We start from the raw sequence: 17,015 nt of genomic DNA, 5'->3' as shown, positions 1-17,015 counted from the left end.
TTCAGCCGATTCCGCGCAAGTTGAATTAATTGTGTTCGGTAACGGTATGTTCGCCCTCCGCGTTTATGCCTATGAGGACGGCTGGGTAAAGCGGGCTTTGTTCAGGAGTAGCACGATGAATATTGCAGCACGTCTGTCGACGGCAGCCATGGTCGCACTGGCTGCCACGTCATCTTTCGCGTCTGAGGATATGACCTCTGAGACGAGTGAGGCGATATTCGGCTTCGCTGGCGCCATGACAAAAGAAGACATGCTGAAAAGCGCGGCGCTTATTCCCGTGGACTATGAGAGCAACGCTGTCATCGGCGGCGGCTATCAGTTCTATCCTTACCGTATCGGCAATATAAAACTGGGCGGTGAGGTCGGCATGGCCGTCAGGTTCGGCAAGGGCTTCACCGGCGAGGTGTGGGCGGGCCCGGTCGCGCGTTATGAACAGATCAGGCTTGGAGAGCGACTGTTCATCACCCCAAGTTTTACAGCAGGGCTCAGCCTTGTTACGGATGCGCAGCCGGGCCGCGAGCGCGAACAGGAAATCAAGGACGACGGCAACGCCAATGTCCTGTTTTATCTGGGGCCGGAAATAAACGTGTCATTCAGCGAGGGTTCCTCGACGGAATTCTTCTGGCGCGTCCACCACCGTTCCGGTGGCGGCAAAACACTTGGCAACATGAAGGGCGCCACAAACGCCAACGTGTTCGGAGTCCGCTACAAGTTCTGAGCCGCCGCGACTTTATAAGGTCCTGCGAACTGTCTGAATCTCAGCCACGTTGCTGTTTCAACGCAAACCGGCGCCGGCAACCCTTGCGTCTGATGCATGGGTGGATTGCCTTATTCTGCCTGTTAAATCCCCATTGGAAAGCGCATATAGAGGTCATCGAAAGACGCCGGAACGAAAACGTTACTGACGTCACCTAAACCTCAGAAAGGGTAATGTCATGAACGTAGCACGCAGCTTCAACAATTGGCGCAAATATCGTCAGACCATCACCGAACTCGGCCGCATGAGCACCCGTGAACTGCACGATCTCGGTATCGATCGCAGCCAGATCACCAGTGTCGCTCGCGCCGCTGTTGGCAAGTAAATAGGGCGATACCGCCACATTCTGAATGCTTCAACGCCCGCTTTGCGGGCGTTTTTGTTTGGTTTGAAAATGAAGGCACTTCATTGGGGGTGTCTGACAGCGAGGCGGCGCTCCCACCGGATGCGCCGCATTCTTCTCGATTGCTGTCGAGGTTCCGTGCAGGTTGGGAAATCGGAAAGGCCGGGTCCGCGAGAAGCGGGTAGTTGCCCGGTATCGTCCTTTGTGACGGACGCCATGCGCTCAGCGCATATCTGTGCTGCAACCTTGTGCCTGTCAAATGCGCAGGGAAATGGTATGTTCCTCTCATCGAAACGGATGTACCTCCTCCCACATCCTTTTCGTAAAGCGGGTGATCCTACTCCTCCTCCCAAAGGATTGCCCCGGGGACAGCGGTTTTCCTCCTCCCATATCGCTGTTCATCTTTTCAGAAAGCCTGCCGCACCTCCTCCCGCGGCAGGCTTTTTTGTTTTTGGCCGTTTTCCTTGTTGGTATATCTCAGTCGAAAGCCATCATGCCGATGGGCGTCACGGCACGGGTGCCTGCGCGTCTGGCGAGCGCATAAGTGAGGCATTGTTCGACTGCATCCTGCGGAACGGGCTTGGCGATGACTCCGGCGCCGATGCCGAGATTAACCACGACCTCGGGGTTTGCGGTCATGAAGATGACCACCACACCGTGCTCTTCGGAAAGCCGTCGCCCGATTTCCGGCCCGGTTTGTCCATCGGCAAGATTGACGTCGACAAAGGCAATATCGGCGCGGCGGCCAAGTGCCACGGCATCATCCAGCTTGTTGGCGATGCCGATGACGTCTGCCTCTTCATCCGCCTGAAGAATGGAATCCTCTATGTCCATGGCGATGAGGAACTCGTCTTCCACGATCAGTACCCGCGGCTGCTCCATGCGGAAGCCGGGTTCACTCTGCAAAACGTCTGCCAACATATGCCTGCCTCCATTGGGTACGCTACCAAGCACCGAACTGAAAAAATACGCCGCGGTCTGGGGTCGTCTGGTGCTTCGACAATATCTGGAGCGTCGGGACTGTTTGATCTTATCACCCGCCGCCTCAGCACGGTCGGCAAGCAAACACCCGGCGGGCCAACTCGTTCCAAAGTGAGATAAACATAGTGAATGGAGTGTAAACAACGTGCCTTTTGGGCTATCACCTCTTGATAGCGAAGCAGTTGATTCGGTTTGGTTTTCATCCGGGGGAAGGGTGGAGGAACGTCGCCGTAGCGCATCTTTCGCCGCTGGAGCACCAGTCTTTTGGCCGCAATCGGTCCTTAAGGCTTACATGGAAATTCAAGACGTTACGGCCTCCTTCGCGCGCCAGGAAGGAAGAGCGGGAACGCCACCGATCAATCGCGTGCCGCGGTCAAAACCGGCGCGGGACCCTATGAATTTGGAAAGAGAATTAGACGATGACACAGTCTCCGCGCGCCACCATTGCCCGCAACACTCCCAACATCGCCGTCGTCGGAGTTGGTGGCGGTGGCGGAAACGCGATCAACAACATGATTGCCGAGGGTATTGGCGGCGTCGATTTCATCGCGGCCAATACGGATGCGCAGGCGCTGAAGAAGACCAATGCGCCACGGCTCGTGCAGCTCAGCTCAGAACTGACGGGGGGGCTTGGAGCGGGTGCTGATCCCGAGGTTGGCCGGCAGGCTGCGATCGATTCCCTCGACGAGATCATGGATCACCTGAGCGGCTATGATATGTGTTTCATCACCGCCGGCATGGGCGGAGGCACCGGGACGGGTGCGGCACCCGTTATTGCCGAAGCCTGCCGTGCAAAGAACATTCTCACAGTTGGTGTCGTCACGCTTCCTTTCAGCTTTGAGGGCGTGCGCCGCATGCGGGCTGCTGAGTACGGTTTCGCCAATCTGCTCAACACGGCCGATACCGTCATCGTCATTCCCAACCAGAACCTGCTGCGCATTGCCGATGCCGGCACCACCTTCGAAAATGCGCTCAAAACCGCCGACAAGGTGCTGTCGCTCGGCGTGCGCTGCATCACCGATCTCATTTTGCGTGAAGGTCTGGTCAATCTCGATTTCGCCGATGTGCGATACGTCATGAAGAATGGCGGCCGGGCGCTCATGGGCACCGCACAGGCCAAGGGCGAAAAGCGTGCTTCGGAAGCAGCGGCAGCGGCCATTGCCAATCCGCTGCTCGGTGAGCCCTCGCTGAAGGAAGCCCGTGGCGCGCTGGTCTCCATTTCCGGCGGCAACGACCTGACGCTTTACGAGATTGATGAAGCGATGACGCTGGTACGTGAGGCTGTCAGCGAGGAAACCGATGTTGTGATGGGCGCTTCGTTCGACCCAACGCTGGACGGCGCTTTCAAGATTTCCGTCGTGGCCACCGGCCTGCGGAACTGATCTCCGACTAAGGCGTCGCGCCGTCGTTGGAAGCCGCTACTCGCCGCTTCGGCCGTGAAAGCGCGATGAAGACGTCTGCGCCACAAACCGAACGATCGAAAGCCGTCGCGGGCAATTTTCGCGACGGCTTTTTGTTGTTTTTGAACAATTATTCCGTCATGCAAGCCAGCGACCCGGTGACACGTCGTTGATAACGAAAAAATATAATAGTACTCTTTATGTCGACAAGAAGGATTTGATTATGACGGATATAATTGCTTCTGCCGAGCGCAAGCGCGGCTCCGGTGTGAAGATGGTCTACGATCTGCTGCGCGACGAGATTCTTGATCTCGTCCTGCCACCCGGCAGTCCAATCGATGAAGTGCAGCTTGCCGAACGATTCAAGATGTCGCGAACGCCGATCCGTGAGGCGCTGGTACGGCTTTCGGGCGAGGGGCTGATCGATACGCTGCCGAACCGCTCCACCATGGTGTCGAACATCGATTTCCTCAACATGCACACCTATTTCGATGCGCTGGTCTTGATGTACCGGGTAACGACCCAGCTTGCCGCGCAATATCACCGTCCGGAAGATCTGGCTGGCATTCGCGCCCATAATGCGGAATTCGCCGTTGCGGTGGAGGAGCAGGATGCGCTGGCGATGATTTCCACCAACGCCGCCCTTCATCTTTCCATCGCGGAGGCCGGGCGCAACCCCTATTTCACCAGCCTGTTCAAGCGGCTGCTGGACGAGGGGCGGCGCATTCTCAGGCTTTATTACCAGTCCTATGACGATCGTCTGCCGAAGCGCTTTGTCGATGATCATGAAGAGATGATCGAGGCGATTGCCGCACGCGATATCGCTCTTTCCGAAAGGCTGGCGCGGGAGCACGCTGAACAGATCGTCCGGCAGGTGCAGAAACTGCTGGTGCGAAACGAACGGCTGGAAATAAATCTGTAGCTTGTCGATTTCTTGTCGACAAATAAAATACAAGATAGTAATGTCCCTCTCGAAAGGGTGGCGCGGACGTGCGTCCATTCCCGAAAAACATGTCCCTTAGGAGCTAGTAATGACGGCCAGCATTTTTTCCGGCGTGATTCCCGCCTTGATGACCCCCTGCAAGGATGATCGCACCCCCGATTTCGATGCGCTTGTTCGCAAGGGCAAGGAACTGATCGCCGATGGCATGTCCGCCGTGGTCTATTGCGGCTCCATGGGCGACTGGCCGCTCCTGACGGACGAGCAGCGCATGGAAGGCGTGGAGCGTCTGGTGAAGGCCGGTGTTCCCGTCATCGTCGGTACCGGAGCGGTCAACACGGCGTCTGCCGTTGCCCATGCCGCCCACGCCCAAAAGGTTGGCGCCAAGGGCCTGATGGTCATTCCCCGCGTTCTGTCGCGCGGTTCGGTCATCGCCGCCCAGAAGGCTCACTTCAAGGCAATCCTCTCGGCTGCACCGGAAATCCCTGCTGTCATCTATAACAGCCCCTATTATGGTTTTGCGACCCGCGCCGATCTCTTCTTCGCGCTGCGCGCCGAGCACAAGAACCTCGTTGGTTTCAAGGAATTCGGCGGCCCGGCGGATATGCGTTATGCGGCTGAAAACATCACCAGCCGTGACGATGAAGTCACGCTGATGATCGGTGTCGACACCGCTGTCTTCCACGGCTTCGTCAATTGCGGCGCAACCGGCGCCATCACCGGCATCGGCAACGTGCTGCCGAAGGAAGTCATCCACCTCTGCAAGCTGTCGCAGGCTGCCGCCAAGGGCGACGCCGATGCCCGCGCACGCGCCTTGGAACTGGAACAGGCGCTGGCCGTTCTTTCGTCCTTCGACGAGGGCCCGGATCTGGTTCTCTATTTCAAGCACATGATGGTGCTGAAGGGCGACAAGGAATACACGCTGCACTTCAACGAAACAGATGCACTGACGGACAGCCAGCGCGGTTATGTCGAAGCACAGTTCAAGCTGTTCAACAGCTGGTACGCCGACTGGAGCGAGCTGCCGGGCGCAGTGCAGGCCTGCAAGGCCGCCTGAGATATTGCTGCTGTGAAAAAAGGCCCGCAACTGCGGGCCTTTTTTGCATGCGATGAGGTTTGATGTCTCTCCTCCGTCATGCCGGACTAGATCCGGCATCCAGCCACGGCGCGTCTGCGCCGTGAAAGGTCTCTTCCGCGATCAAGGACTTGATCGTGCTGGACCCCGGATCTAGTCCCGGCTGACAGGGCGGGGATGCTATGCAGTCGCAAAAAAACGCTGAGTGACGTTGTCGTTATGAAGGCCCGCGATTGCGGGCCTTTTTTCCATTGCCCCATCCAAATGGTCAGGAAACCGCGTCCAGCCCCTTTTCCAGCAGCCGGTCGAGCCCGGCCATTTCGGCGGCGGTAAGCGTGATGCCTTCGCTTTCGGATTTGGCGCGGGCAGTGAAGCGGCGGCCCGACGGCAGGCGGGCGCCCTGGCCGATAATTGCGTCGAACAGCACTTCCGCGCGCTGGAAGGGGTCGCCGGGGCGGCCCTTGGCAAAGGCTTCAGGTGAAAAAGCGACGATCAATTCGCCATGGGTGGGGGCAAGCGTGGTGGTGCCGAGAAATTCGAGCGCTTCGGGGCTGGTGAGATCGCCGATCATGATGCCGGCGAGAAGCTCGATCATGGTGCCGATGGCCGATCCCTTGTGGCCGCCAAATGGCAGCATGGAACCGGCGAGGGCCGCCTCTGGGTCGGTCGTCGGCTTGCCTTCAGCGTCCAGAGCCCAGCCTTCCGGCAGGGGCTTTCCGGCCCGCCGGTGTAGTTCGATTTCACCGCGGGCCGCAACCGACGTCGCAAAATCGAAGACATAAGGGGAGGTGCCCTTGCGCGGCCAGCCGAAGGCGAAGGGGTTGGTGCCAAGCAGAGGCTTGGTTCCGCCGGTGGGCGCGACGGTGGAATAGCTCGGGCACATGACCAGCCCGGCGAGACCGTTTTCGGTCAGCCCTTCGACTTCCGGCCAGAGCGCCGAGAAATGCGTGCAGTCATTGACGACGAGTGCTGCGATGCCCGAGCGTCTCGCCCGCTCCACCAGAACCGGCAGACCAAGTTCGAAGGCGGGGTTTGCAAAGCCGCCATGGGCATTGACCTTGACGACGGCCGTGCCGTCGTCTTCGGCCACTTCAGGTATCGCATCCGGATTCACCTTGCCGGCCTTGACGGTGCGGAGCGCGCCTTCGATACGGTAAATGCCGTGCGATTTGCAGGCATCGCGCTCACCGGCGGTGATGACGCGTGCCAATGCTCCCGACTGCACCTTATTGAGGCCCGCCTTGCTGAAAATCGCCTCGACCCGCGTCGAAAGCTCTTCAATGGTCAAGGTGGTGGTGTCGCTCATAATTATCCTCCGATGTCGGGCTCGCACATTTTGAATACATAAAGTATACAAAGGTGCGAGTATTGCAACGTGTCTTTTCGATGAAGCTCAGTCACAGCAGAAGGCCACCGTCTCAAACACGAAGATACCTTAAGCCCTCATTCCTGTGCTTGTCACAGGATTGCAGTCGACGCGCGTCTGCGAGTCTGAAAGCCTCTTTCAGCCCAAAGACTTGGGCTGGCTAGATTCCTGTGACAAGCACAGGCATGAAGGAGGCTGAATGTTTCGCCCACCTTGTCCGCTCCCCGCGCGCCGGCTGGCGTAATCATCCGCGACACCTCATCAGTTCGCAGATGCAAAAAATTCTTTTTGTATACTCATTGTATTTTTCTATTGATTTCTCAGGCCCACAGGGAAATAGTGACCGCGCCTTCAAGGGCAGACCAATTCTGGGAGCAAATCAAGAATGAAAAAATCGGTCATTTTCGCCGGCCTGCTGGCCGCCACTTCCGCTATCACCCCGGCCAAGGCCGACAAGCTTGACGACATCATCTCGTCTGGCACGCTGCGTTGCGCGGTTGTGCTCGACTTCCCGCCCATGGGCGCGCGCGATGACGCCAACAATCCTATCGGTTTCGACGTCGATTATTGCAACGACCTCGCCAAGGCGCTCGGCGTCACGGCTGAAATCGTCGAGACGCCGTTCCCCGAGCGTATTCCGGCACTGATGTCCGGCCGCGTCGACGTTGGTGTCGCTTCGACCTCCGATACGCTGGAGCGCGCCAAAACGGTTGGCATGACCGTGCCTTACTTTGCGTTCGAAATGGCCGTTACCGCCAACGACAAGTCCGGCGTCAAGTCCTTCGAGGACATGAAGGGCAAGACGGTCGGCGCAACCGCCGGCACGTTCGAAGCCATTGCGCTTGAAAAGTCGGTCAAGGAGTGGGGCGTCGGCGAATTCCGTCCTTACCAGACCCAGGCTGATGTATTCCTTGCCCTGAGCCAGGGGCAGATCGATGCCACCGTTTCCACGTCGACCGTTGCGCAGTCCAACGTCAAGAGCGGCAAGTTCGCCGGTATCTCGGTGGTCGGCAAGGCGCCTTACGACATCGATTACGTCGCGCTCTTCACCAACCGGGATGAATACGGCTTCATCAACTACCTGAACCTCTTCATCAATCAGCAGGTTCGCACCGGCCGCTACGCCGAGCTCTACAAAAAATGGGTTGGCGGCGAAGTGCCTTCGCTCACCGTCAACGGCGTTTATCGCTGATCAGGACTTTTCGGAAACGGCGCGGTCGAATGATCGCGCCGTCGATCGTTTCTGAAAGGTGAGACGGTTATGTTCAACTACACATTTCACTGGAATCAGGCGCTGAAGGCTTTGCCGCAGCTTCTGGACGGTGCGGTGGTGACGCTGCAGATCGCCATCCTGTCGATGGTCATCGGCGTGTCCTGCGCCATCGTGCTGACGTTGTTCCGGCTTTCGGGCAACCGTATCCTCGGCGCCTTCGCCTCGGTCTGGGTGGAAATAGCCCGCAATACGCCGGCGCTGTTCCAGATCTACATGGCCCATTTCGGGCTCGGCAATTTCGGCATTCATCTGAGCCCCTATACCGCGCTTCTCGTTGGCATCGCCTTCAATAATGCCGGTTATCTCGCGGAAAATTTCCGTGGCGCGCTGAAGGCCATTCCGGATACGCAGACGCGTTCGGGCCGCTCGCTCGGCATGACCTCGATGCAGACCTTCAGGCTGATCATCCTGCCGCAGATGCTGCGGGTTGCTTTCCTGCCGGCCACGAACCAGATGGTCTGGGCAATCCTCATGACCTCGCTCGGCGTCACGGTCGGCATGAACACGGACCTCGCCGGTGTCACGCAGGCCTTGAACGCCCGTTCGTTCCGCACCTTCGAATTTTTCGCGCTCGCCGCGGTCATCTATTACGTGATCGCCAAGATCGTCACGCTCGCCGCCAGATTGCTGGCCGCGCGTCTGTTCCGTTACTGAGAGAGGTGAGTCATGTTTGAAACCGCTCTCACCTGGAGTGATCTTGCCTTCCTGGCCAAGGGTGCCGGCATGACGCTTGCCGTCACCGCCGTCGCCGTCACGGCAGGCACCATCATGGGGATCATCTTCGGCGTCCTCCGCTTCCAGCTCGGGCCTTACTGGGCCCTGCCGCTCACCTTCGTTCTGGATGTCTTCCGTTCCGTGCCGCTGCTTATCCAGCTGGTTCTCGGCAATGCCTTCCAGTCGATCGCAAAGCTCGGCTGGCCACCCTTTACGACCTCCTGCGTGGTTCTGTCGCTTTATACCGCGGCCTATTGCACGGAAATCGTGCGTGGCGGCATCGAAGCGGTGCCCTCGAACACCCGCCGCGCCTGCCGGTCGCTCGGTATGACCTGGTCGCAGGACATGCGGTACATCGTTCTGCCGCTTGCCACGCGCGTGTCGCTGCCGGCCTGGATCGGCCTGACGCTGGGTGTCATGAAGGATTCAGCGCTCGTCCTTTGGCTCGGGCTCATCGAGCTTCTGCGTGCCTCGCAGATTCTCGTGACCCGCCTGCAGGAACCGCTGACCATCCTGATGATCTGCGGCGCCATCTACTTCCTTATCAGCTTCCCCATCGCCCGTTTTGGCGGGTATCTCGAAAGACGGTGGTCCCCCAATGATTGAGATCGAAAACGTCCGCAAATCCTTCGGCCCGCTGGAGGTTCTGAAAGGGATCAACCTCACCGTCAACAAGGGCGAGGTCGTCACCATCATCGGCGGCTCCGGTTCCGGCAAGTCGACGCTGCTCACCTGCATCAACGGCCTCGAGCCGATCGACAGCGGCAAGATCGTCATCGATGGCACCGAGGTGCATGCAAAGTCGACCGACCTCAACAAGCTGCGCCGCAAGGTTGGAATCGTCTTCCAGCAGTGGAACGCCTTTCCGCATCTGACGGTGCTTGAAAACGTCATGCTGGCGCCGCGCAAGGTGCTCGGTATTTCGAAAGAGAAGGCCGAAGAAATTGCGGTCAAGCAATTGACCCACGTCGGCCTTGCCGAAAAGCTGAAGGTCTATCCGAACCGCATGTCAGGCGGTCAGCAGCAGCGCATGGCGATCGCCCGCGCGCTCGCCATGTCGCCGGAATACATGCTGTTTGACGAAGTCACCTCCGCGCTCGATCCGATGCTGGTCGGCGAGGTGCTCGACACGCTGAAGATGCTCGCGGATGAGGGCATGACGATGATCTGCGTCACGCATGAAATGGCCTTCGCCCGTGATGTCTCGAACCGCGTCGCCTTCTTCCATCAGGGCGTGATGGCGGAGATCGGCACGCCAGACCAGCTGTTCGGCGCACCACAGCATCCCGAGACGCAGAAGTTCCTGGCGAGCGTTCGGTAATGCCTGCAAATGATGTCATCGTCATCGGGGCCGGCGTTGTCGGCCTCTCGGCGGCAATCGCGGCACAGGGCCGCGGTCTTTCGGTCACGGTGATCGACCGTGAGGGACCGGCGGCGGGCGCTTCGGCTGGCAATGCCGGCGCCTTCGCCTTCACCGATATCCTGCCGCTCGCGTCGCCCGGCATTCTCTGGAAGGCGCCGAAGTGGCTGCTCGATCCGCTTGGGCCGCTCAGCGTGCCGCCGGCCTATGCGCTGAAGATCGCGCCTTGGATGTTCCGGTTCTGGCGGGCCTGCGCCGCCTCGAAGGTGGAGCACTCAACTGCAGCGCAGACGGCACTGATGGACCTTTCCAGGGCCGAACTGGAGCCGTTCCTCAAAAGGACCGACACCATTGCCATGCTGCGCAAGGAAGGCAACCTCCAGGTCTATGAAAGCGATGCGGAATTCGAAGCGTCACTCGGCGGCTGGAAGGCGCGTGAGCGCCACGGTATCGAGTTCCGGCATCTGAACGCAGAGCAGATGGCCGAGATACAGCCCGGCGTCGCACCGCGCTTCATCTGCGGCACGTTCACGCCTGGCTGGTATTCCATTGCCGATCCCAGGCTTTACACGCTGGCGCTGGCCGACCATTTTCGCACCATGGGCGGGCGTATCGAATGCCTCGATATCGCCTCGCTCCGGCCGTTGGAGGATGGGGTCGAGGTGGTTAGCCATGACGGCCGCACGCGCAAGGCAGGCCGGGTGGTACTGGCGGCAGGCGCCTTTTCGCACCGCATTGCCCGTTCGCTCGGGGAAAAAATTCCGCTGGAAACGGAACGGGGCTATAATACAACCCTGCCTTCAGGCGCATTCGATCTGCGGACGCAGGTGACCTTCGGCGGCCATGGTTTCGTCGTTACCCGGCTTTCCTCCGGCATCCGCGTCGGCGGTGCGGTCGAGTTGGGCGGGCTGGAGCTTCCGGCCAATTTTGCCCGCTCCGAAGCGCTGCTGGCCAAGGCGAAAGCCTTCCTGCCGGGCCTGAAATCCGAAGGCGGCAAGCAGTGGATGGGCTTTCGCCCCTCGCTGCCGGACAGCCTGCCGGCCATTGGCCATGCGCGACACACGGCGCGGGTGGTCTACGCCTTTGGTCACGGACATCTGGGACTGACGCAATCTGCGGGTACGGCGCGCATCGTCGCCGACATTCTGACGGGGCAAAAACCCGCCATCGACACAAGCGCTTTTTCGCCGCAACGTTTCTAGAGGATTTCGGCTTTTCCCCGAAACGCAAAAATTCTCTAGCACTTTTTCACGCATTTACCGGGGCGCACAGCGCGACGCGCTTTTACTGGAAATGCCTTAGGGAGATTTTCGATGTCTTCTGCCGTTCCGCAAGCCCGCAGCATTCTTACCGGTGCGGCCGAAGGCCCCCTGATCGCTACGACGGAAGCGCTGAGTTTCTGGGGCGGTGTCGATCCCGCCACCGGCAGGGTGATCGACGTGCATCACCCGCTGCACGGCGTCAGTCTCACCGGCGGCGTGCTCTTCATGCCGACCAGCCGGGGCTCGTGCACCGGGTCTGGCGTTCTGCTCGACCTTATTCTAACGGGCCGGGCGCCATCCGCTCTCGTTTTCTGCGAGGCGGAGGATGTGCTGACCTTGGGCGCACTTGTCGCGGCGGAAATGTTCGAGCGGGCGCTGCCGGTCGTCCGTCTCGACCCCGAAAGTTTTGCCCGCTTTTCCCGCGCGACCCATGTTCGCATCGATGAAAACAGCATCGAGGCCGGTGGCCTTTCGCTTGCCATAGCGCATCCCGCGACTGCCCGTCTCGATCTGACGGGTGACGACCGCGCGATGCTGGAAGGGCGCGACGGCATCGCCGTGCGCCAGGCCATGCGCATCATCGTCGCCATGGCAGCCCAGCAGGGCGCTTCCGCGCTCGTCAATGTCACACAGGGCCATATTGACGGCTGCATCTATGCCAGCCCCGCCAATCTCACCTTCGCGGAAAAAATGGCTGAGATGGGTGGCAGGGTCCGGGTGCCGACGACCATGAACGCCATTTCGGTGGACAAGGCCAACTGGCGGGCACAGGGCGTGCCGGATGATTTCGGCGATCCGGCGGCCAGACTGGCGGATGCTTATGTGCGCATGGGCTGTCGGCCCACCTTCACCTGTTCGCCTTACCTGCTCGACAGCGCGCCGGGCGCGGGTGAATCGATTGCCTGGGCGGAATCGAACGCGGTGATTTTTGCCAATACGGTGCTTGGTGCACGCACTGCCAAACATCCCGATTTCCTCGATCTATGTATCGCGATGACGGGCAGGGCGCCGCTTTCGGGTGTTTACCTGGAGGAAAATCGCCGGCCGCAGCGCATCGTGGACGTGGTGCTGCCGCAAGGGATCGACGATGCGTTCTGGCCGCTCGTCGGTTATCTCGCCGGCAAGGCGGCCCCCGATTGCATACCGCTGCTGCGCGGGCTTGGGGCTGCGAAACCCTCGCGGGATGATTTGAAAGCGCTCTGCGCTGCCTTCGGCACCACCTCAGCAGCGCCCATGCTACATATCGAGGGCGTTACGCCGGAAGCCGGCATTGCGCCTCTGGAAACGGCCGAAACGGTCAGCATTTCGCTTGCCGATATGGCGGCCGGGTGGTCGCTGCTGAACGAGGGACCGGAGGAGGTGCAACTGGTCGCCATAGGTAGTCCTCACGCGTCGCTGGAGGAGTGCCGTGCCCTCGCGGCTGTTTTCGACGGTCGCAGGCGCCGTGCGGATGTCGCCGTCATCGTCACAGCCGGCCAGCAGGTCATCGATGCAGCTGCCCACGACGGCACGTTGAAAAGCCTGAAGGATAGCGGTGTACAGGTACTGCCTGACCTCTGCTGGTGTTCTATCTCCGAGCCGGTCTTCCCGACGAAGACGCGCGCCTTGATGACCAATTCCGGCAAATACGCCCATTACGGACCCGGCCTCAGCGGCCGCGCGGTGCGCTTCGGCAGCCTTGCCGATTGCGTCGAGTGCGCGTTGACCGGCCGTGCCGCTTCCCGTCTTCCCGCCTGGCTTTCCTGAGGAGAATTCAATGCGCAGTATCAAGACCGTTCATGTCATTTCCGCCCATGCGGAAGGCGAGGTGGGGGATGTGATTGTCGGTGGCGTCAAGCCGCCACCAGGCGAAACGATCTGGGAACAGAGCCGTTTCATCGCCCGTGACGAGACGCTGCGCAACTTCGTGCTGAATGAGCCGCGCGGCGGCGTATTCCGCCACGTCAATCTGCTGGTTCCGCCGAAACATCCTGATGCGGATGCCGCCTTCATCATCATGGAGCCGGAGGATACGCCGCCCATGTCCGGGTCTAACTCCATCTGCGTGTCCACCGTCCTTCTCGATGGCGGTATCGTGCCGATGCAGGAGCCGGAAACCCATATGCTGCTGGAAGCTCCCGGCGGGCTGGTGAAGGTGCGTGCCGAATGCCGCAACGGCAAGGCCGAGCGTATTTTCGTGCAGAACCTGCCAAGCTTCGCCGCGAAGCTTGATGCCGAACTCCAGGTCGAAGGCCTTGGAAAGCTCAAAGTGGATACGGCCTACGGCGGCGACAGTTTCGTCATCGTCGATGCCGAAGCAATGGGTTTCAGCCTGAAACCGGAAGAGGCGCACGAGATTGCCCGCCTCGGCGTGCGCATCACCAACGCCGCCAACAAGGCGCTGGGTTTCGATCATCCCGAAAACCCGGACTGGCGGCATTTTTCCTTCTGCCTGTTCGCCGGCAAGGTGGAACGCACGGCCGAAGGCCTGCGGGCAGGGGCGGCCGTCGCCATCCAGCCGGGCAAGGTGGACCGCTCGCCTACCGGCACGGCGCTTTCAGCCCGTATGGCCGTGCTGCATGCACGCGGCGAAATGAAGGAAGGTGAAACGCTGACGGCGGTGTCGCTGATCGGCTCTACCTTCACGGGCCGTATCCTCGGAACCACAACAGTCGGCGACCGCCCGGCCATCCTGCCGGAAATATCCGGCCGCGGCTGGATCACCGGAATACACCAGCACATGCTCGATCCGTCGGATCCATGGCCGGAGGGGTATCGGCTGACGGATACCTGGGGTGCGAGGTAAGGGCGTTACAGGTCACTCAGGTGGAATGGTGAGTACGCCACAGCGGTACCGCATCTTTCTTCTCCCCGGCGGGGAGAAGAAAGATGCGGTACCCGCTCGTTCCAACAGGGCTAAAGCTTCACCGGCCCAACCGCTTCGTCGTCTCCCGCACGATCAGCTCGAAGCCGACATCCACCCGCGCACCCTCGGGAATGGCAGCGTCCTTTTCTGCCTCCAATATCGAAAGCAGCAACTCGCCCGCCTTGCGGCCGATCATCTGCGCGTCGACCCGTATCGTTGAAATCGCCGGATAGCATTGTCTGCCAATGTCAAAATCACCGAAGCCGAGAATGGAAATCTGATCTGGTACATGAATGCCGCGGCGATGACATTCCATCAGCGCACCGACAGCGGAAATATCCGACACGGCGAAGATGGCTTCGACATCGGGCGCCTTGGCCAACAGGGAGCCCAGCGTTTTCGCGCCGTGATCGTATGAGACCGGCGCGCTGCCCTCGCGGATGATGAGATCATCGGCGATGCCGGCTTCGCGCAGGGCAGCCCCGAAACCGAGCAGGCGGCTTTCGCCGCGCCAGTCCTTAACGTCGCCATCGGCTCGGGAGCCAAGTGCGCCTATGCGCGTGAATCCAAGCGATATCAGGTGTTTGGCGGCGGTTCTTCCCACTTCGTAATTGGAGAAACCGACCGCGTGGTCGATCGGATGTTCGGGTACGTCCCAGATTTCAACGATCGGGATACCGGCGCGCATCAACACTTCGCTAGCCATCTTGGTATGAACCGTGCCAGCGACGACAATCGCGTCGGGACGGCGCTCCATCATGGTGCGGATGACGCGCTCTTCTTCCTGCAGGTCGTACATGGTGTAACCGATCAGCAATTGGTAATCGGCGGCGCGTAGCGCATTGGCGAGGCCTTGAGCGCTGTCGGCGAAGTTTGAGTTGGTGAGTGTCGGCAGGATGGCGGTGATGAAATTGGTGCGGCGAGAAGAAAGCGAACCGGCGATTCGATCAGGCACATAACCAAGCTTCTCGATGGCCTTCATCACCCTCTGGCGCGTCTCCTCGGACACCAGAGCGGGATCGGCCAGCACCCGCGAGACGGTCATCTTGGAGACGCCCGCAAGTTTTGAAACGTCGCTCATGGTTGCTTTTTTTGACGTGACTAACGCTGCGGCCAAAGGCGTGCGCTCCACCAAAGCATGTCTCCCCAGTTACAATCCGGCTGAATGAAGACCGGTTCACGACAAGACATACACGAAGATACCAAGGGAAAGCACGCCGTATGATTGCAGATCAATGCGACGTGCACCGGATTTATGCGACGCGGCTATAGACCAGATGGTAGAAACGCCCGTCACACATGCTCATCATCTCATCCGTCAGTACCCGGCCTTCCAGCCGGACCGGAGACACCAGCGCTTCCTCCACGGCCTCCATCGACGGATAGTCGATTTCCTGCACCATGATGATCTGGGCCGCGTCCGGGTCCGTGCGCTCCGTACGCATCACTCGCACCGCCTGCGCATTCGGCATGCGCTTCCAGACAGGCAGTAATTTTTCCTCGACGATGCGAAAAAACTCCTCCTCCCGGCCTGAATGAATCCTGCCTTCGAAAATTGCCGAGCGTGTGTACATGTTTCCTCCCGAAATGAATGCCGATCGAAACAGTTCTGTAGATCGGACTTGCAATGATACCGATAACATGCATTATTGATCCTGCCAAGAACGTGAAGCGATGTCGAAGAGAGGAAAATCGATAATCTTGCTAACTGATTGAATCTCATAAGAAGTTCATCTGGTTCTGTGTTTTCACAGTTTCTTGGGAGGAGTTTTTAGTCAAGCGCCTAGAAATGTTATCGAGAACATTTTTCGGTTTGCGAAGGCCGCTGTTCTGCATTGGGCAGCTACTATTTGGGTTGGAGGAGAAACCATGAGCATATCCAGATTTCTGAAAAACATGACCGTTGCTGTTGGCGTTGCCGCAGCTTCGCTTGCGGCTACAACGTCCGCCCATGCCGTCTCGCTCAGCGAGATCACGGCGCGCGGCAAGGTCAAGATCGGTGTCCTCACGGGCGCGCCGCCGATGGGCATGGTGGATGAAAAGGGCAACCCTTCCGGTTATGACGTCGATGTTGCCAATCTCATCGGTTCCTACCTGTCGCTGCCGGTGGAACTGGTGCCGCTGACGCCTCCAGCGCGTATTCCGGCCCTTCAGACCGGCAAGGTCGATTTCCTCGTTGCGACGCTTGCGCCGACCGGCGAACGCGCCAAAACTGTGATGTTCACGCAGCCATACAGCGCCTTCAACATGGATATCATCTCCGGCAAGGACCAGAAATTCGAAAATCTCGACAGCCTCAAGGGCAAGCGCGTGTCGGTCAACCGCGGTTCCTCACAGGAAACCGCGCTGCGCAAGGCCAACGTCGAAGGTCTCGAAATCGTCGTTTACGAAGACGATTCCACCAGCGCCCAAGCTTTGCTTGCGGGTCAGGTGGATGCCGTCGCCCTGCCGTCCACGGTTGGTGAAGCAATCATCAAGCAGCGCCCGGAAGCCGGTCTCCAGGTCGGGTTCACCTTCTTCCAGCAGGGCAATTCCATGGCGACCAAGCTTGAGGATTTCGAGCTGCGCCAGTGGCTGAACACCTCCATTTACCTGATGAAGATGTCCGGCGATCTCGACCGCATCTCGGTCAAATGGACCGGTCGCCCGCTGCCGCAATTGCCAAGCTTCTGATTGAGCCTTTCAACGCGCCCGCCGGG

Annotated in this window: 17 protein-coding genes; 13 read left to right on the top strand and 4 right to left on the bottom strand. The window is 59.6% G+C overall.

Going from position 1 to position 17,015, the window contains the following annotated elements; all coding sequences use genetic code 11:
- Positions 1-115: 115 nt before the first annotated feature.
- Positions 116-718 carry an acyloxyacyl hydrolase gene (locus AGR2A_RS15815; RefSeq protein WP_167378217.1) on the top strand — a complete coding sequence of 201 codons (603 nt, stop codon included), beginning with the start codon at positions 116-118 and terminating at the stop codon, positions 716-718.
- Between the two features lie 217 nt (positions 719-935).
- Entirely contained in the window at positions 936-1,082 is a 147-nt protein-coding gene (locus AGR2A_RS15810) for a DUF1127 domain-containing protein (RefSeq protein ID WP_004444643.1), read from the top strand.
- A 495-nt stretch (positions 1,083-1,577) separates the two neighbouring features.
- Here AGR2A_RS15810 and AGR2A_RS15805 read toward each other — a convergent pair whose 3' ends face one another.
- Positions 1,578-2,021 carry a response regulator gene (locus AGR2A_RS15805; protein ID WP_006700295.1) on the bottom strand — a complete coding sequence of 148 codons (444 nt, stop codon included), beginning with the start codon at positions 2,019-2,021 and terminating at the stop codon, positions 1,578-1,580.
- A gap of 479 nt (positions 2,022-2,500) precedes the next feature.
- Here AGR2A_RS15805 and ftsZ point away from each other — a divergent pair, with 479 nt between their 5' ends.
- From ftsZ to AGR2A_RS15790, 3 genes are all read left to right on the top strand, one after another.
- Positions 2,501-3,463 carry a cell division protein FtsZ gene (gene ftsZ, locus AGR2A_RS15800; RefSeq protein WP_004444641.1) on the top strand — a complete coding sequence of 321 codons (963 nt, stop codon included), beginning with the start codon at positions 2,501-2,503 and terminating at the stop codon, positions 3,461-3,463.
- Positions 3,464-3,704: 241 nt separating this feature from the next.
- The gene (locus AGR2A_RS15795; protein WP_004444640.1) at positions 3,705-4,403 is read left to right on the top strand and encodes a GntR family transcriptional regulator; all 699 of its coding nucleotides are present in this window, start codon (positions 3,705-3,707) and stop codon (positions 4,401-4,403) included.
- 109 nt (positions 4,404-4,512) lie between these two features.
- A complete protein-coding gene (locus AGR2A_RS15790) occupies positions 4,513-5,478 on the top strand; it encodes a dihydrodipicolinate synthase family protein (protein WP_080823127.1) in 966 nt (321 codons plus the stop codon).
- A gap of 286 nt (positions 5,479-5,764) precedes the next feature.
- On the opposite strand, the gene AGR2A_RS15785 is transcribed toward AGR2A_RS15790, so the two are convergent.
- Complete coding sequence (locus AGR2A_RS15785; RefSeq protein ID WP_080823126.1) at positions 5,765-6,802, bottom strand: Ldh family oxidoreductase; 1,038 nt, start codon at positions 6,800-6,802, stop codon at positions 5,765-5,767.
- A 445-nt stretch (positions 6,803-7,247) separates the two neighbouring features.
- Between AGR2A_RS15785 and AGR2A_RS15775 the strand changes: the two genes are divergently transcribed.
- The 7 genes from AGR2A_RS15775 to AGR2A_RS15745 all read left to right on the top strand — a co-directional run bounded on the left by AGR2A_RS15775 (position 7,248) and on the right by AGR2A_RS15745 (position 14,256).
- Positions 7,248-8,054 (top strand): ABC transporter substrate-binding protein, encoded by an 807-nt coding sequence (locus tag AGR2A_RS15775; protein WP_004444630.1) that lies wholly within the window; start codon positions 7,248-7,250, stop codon positions 8,052-8,054.
- A gap of 69 nt (positions 8,055-8,123) precedes the next feature.
- On the top strand, positions 8,124-8,789 hold the full coding sequence (locus AGR2A_RS15770; RefSeq protein WP_004444628.1) for an amino acid ABC transporter permease: 666 nt from the start codon (positions 8,124-8,126) through the stop codon (positions 8,787-8,789).
- Positions 8,790-8,801: 12 nt separating this feature from the next.
- On the top strand, positions 8,802-9,455 hold the full coding sequence (locus AGR2A_RS15765; RefSeq protein WP_006700301.1) for an amino acid ABC transporter permease: 654 nt from the start codon (positions 8,802-8,804) through the stop codon (positions 9,453-9,455).
- Positions 9,448-10,170, top strand: a complete 723-nt coding sequence (locus AGR2A_RS15760) for an amino acid ABC transporter ATP-binding protein (protein WP_004444624.1) — start codon at positions 9,448-9,450, stop codon at positions 10,168-10,170. Before AGR2A_RS15765 ends, AGR2A_RS15760 begins: the two co-directional genes overlap by 8 nt.
- Positions 10,170-11,411, top strand: a complete 1,242-nt coding sequence (locus tag AGR2A_RS15755; RefSeq protein ID WP_080823124.1) for an NAD(P)/FAD-dependent oxidoreductase — start codon at positions 10,170-10,172, stop codon at positions 11,409-11,411. Before AGR2A_RS15760 ends, AGR2A_RS15755 begins: the two co-directional genes overlap by 1 nt.
- 111 nt (positions 11,412-11,522) lie before the next feature.
- A complete protein-coding gene (gene lhpI, locus AGR2A_RS15750) occupies positions 11,523-13,217 on the top strand; it encodes a cis-3-hydroxy-L-proline dehydratase (protein ID WP_080823123.1) in 1,695 nt (564 codons plus the stop codon).
- Positions 13,218-13,227: 10 nt separating this feature from the next.
- Positions 13,228-14,256 (top strand): trans-3-hydroxy-L-proline dehydratase, encoded by a 1,029-nt coding sequence (locus AGR2A_RS15745; RefSeq protein ID WP_080823122.1) that lies wholly within the window; start codon positions 13,228-13,230, stop codon positions 14,254-14,256.
- A gap of 118 nt (positions 14,257-14,374) precedes the next feature.
- Here the strand turns inward: AGR2A_RS15745 and AGR2A_RS15740 are convergent, their stop codons facing one another.
- Both AGR2A_RS15740 and AGR2A_RS15735 read right to left on the bottom strand, forming a co-directional pair.
- Complete coding sequence (locus tag AGR2A_RS15740; protein ID WP_080823121.1) at positions 14,375-15,397, bottom strand: LacI family DNA-binding transcriptional regulator; 1,023 nt, start codon at positions 15,395-15,397, stop codon at positions 14,375-14,377.
- Positions 15,398-15,569: 172 nt separating this feature from the next.
- The gene (locus AGR2A_RS15735; protein WP_044458915.1) at positions 15,570-15,890 is read right to left on the bottom strand and encodes a hypothetical protein; all 321 of its coding nucleotides are present in this window, start codon (positions 15,888-15,890) and stop codon (positions 15,570-15,572) included.
- A gap of 295 nt (positions 15,891-16,185) precedes the next feature.
- Here AGR2A_RS15735 and AGR2A_RS15730 point away from each other — a divergent pair, with 295 nt between their 5' ends.
- Positions 16,186-16,989 (top strand): transporter substrate-binding domain-containing protein, encoded by an 804-nt coding sequence (locus tag AGR2A_RS15730; RefSeq protein WP_004444612.1) that lies wholly within the window; start codon positions 16,186-16,188, stop codon positions 16,987-16,989.
- Positions 16,990-17,015 lie beyond the last annotated feature (26 nt).

Origin of the sequence: Agrobacterium genomosp. 2 str. CFBP 5494, assembly GCF_900013495.1 — a bacterium.
Taxonomy (GTDB): domain Bacteria; phylum Pseudomonadota; class Alphaproteobacteria; order Rhizobiales; family Rhizobiaceae; genus Agrobacterium; species Agrobacterium pusense.
The sequence above is the reverse complement of the archived record's forward strand: the minus strand, read 5'-3'. Positions and strand labels throughout refer to the sequence as shown.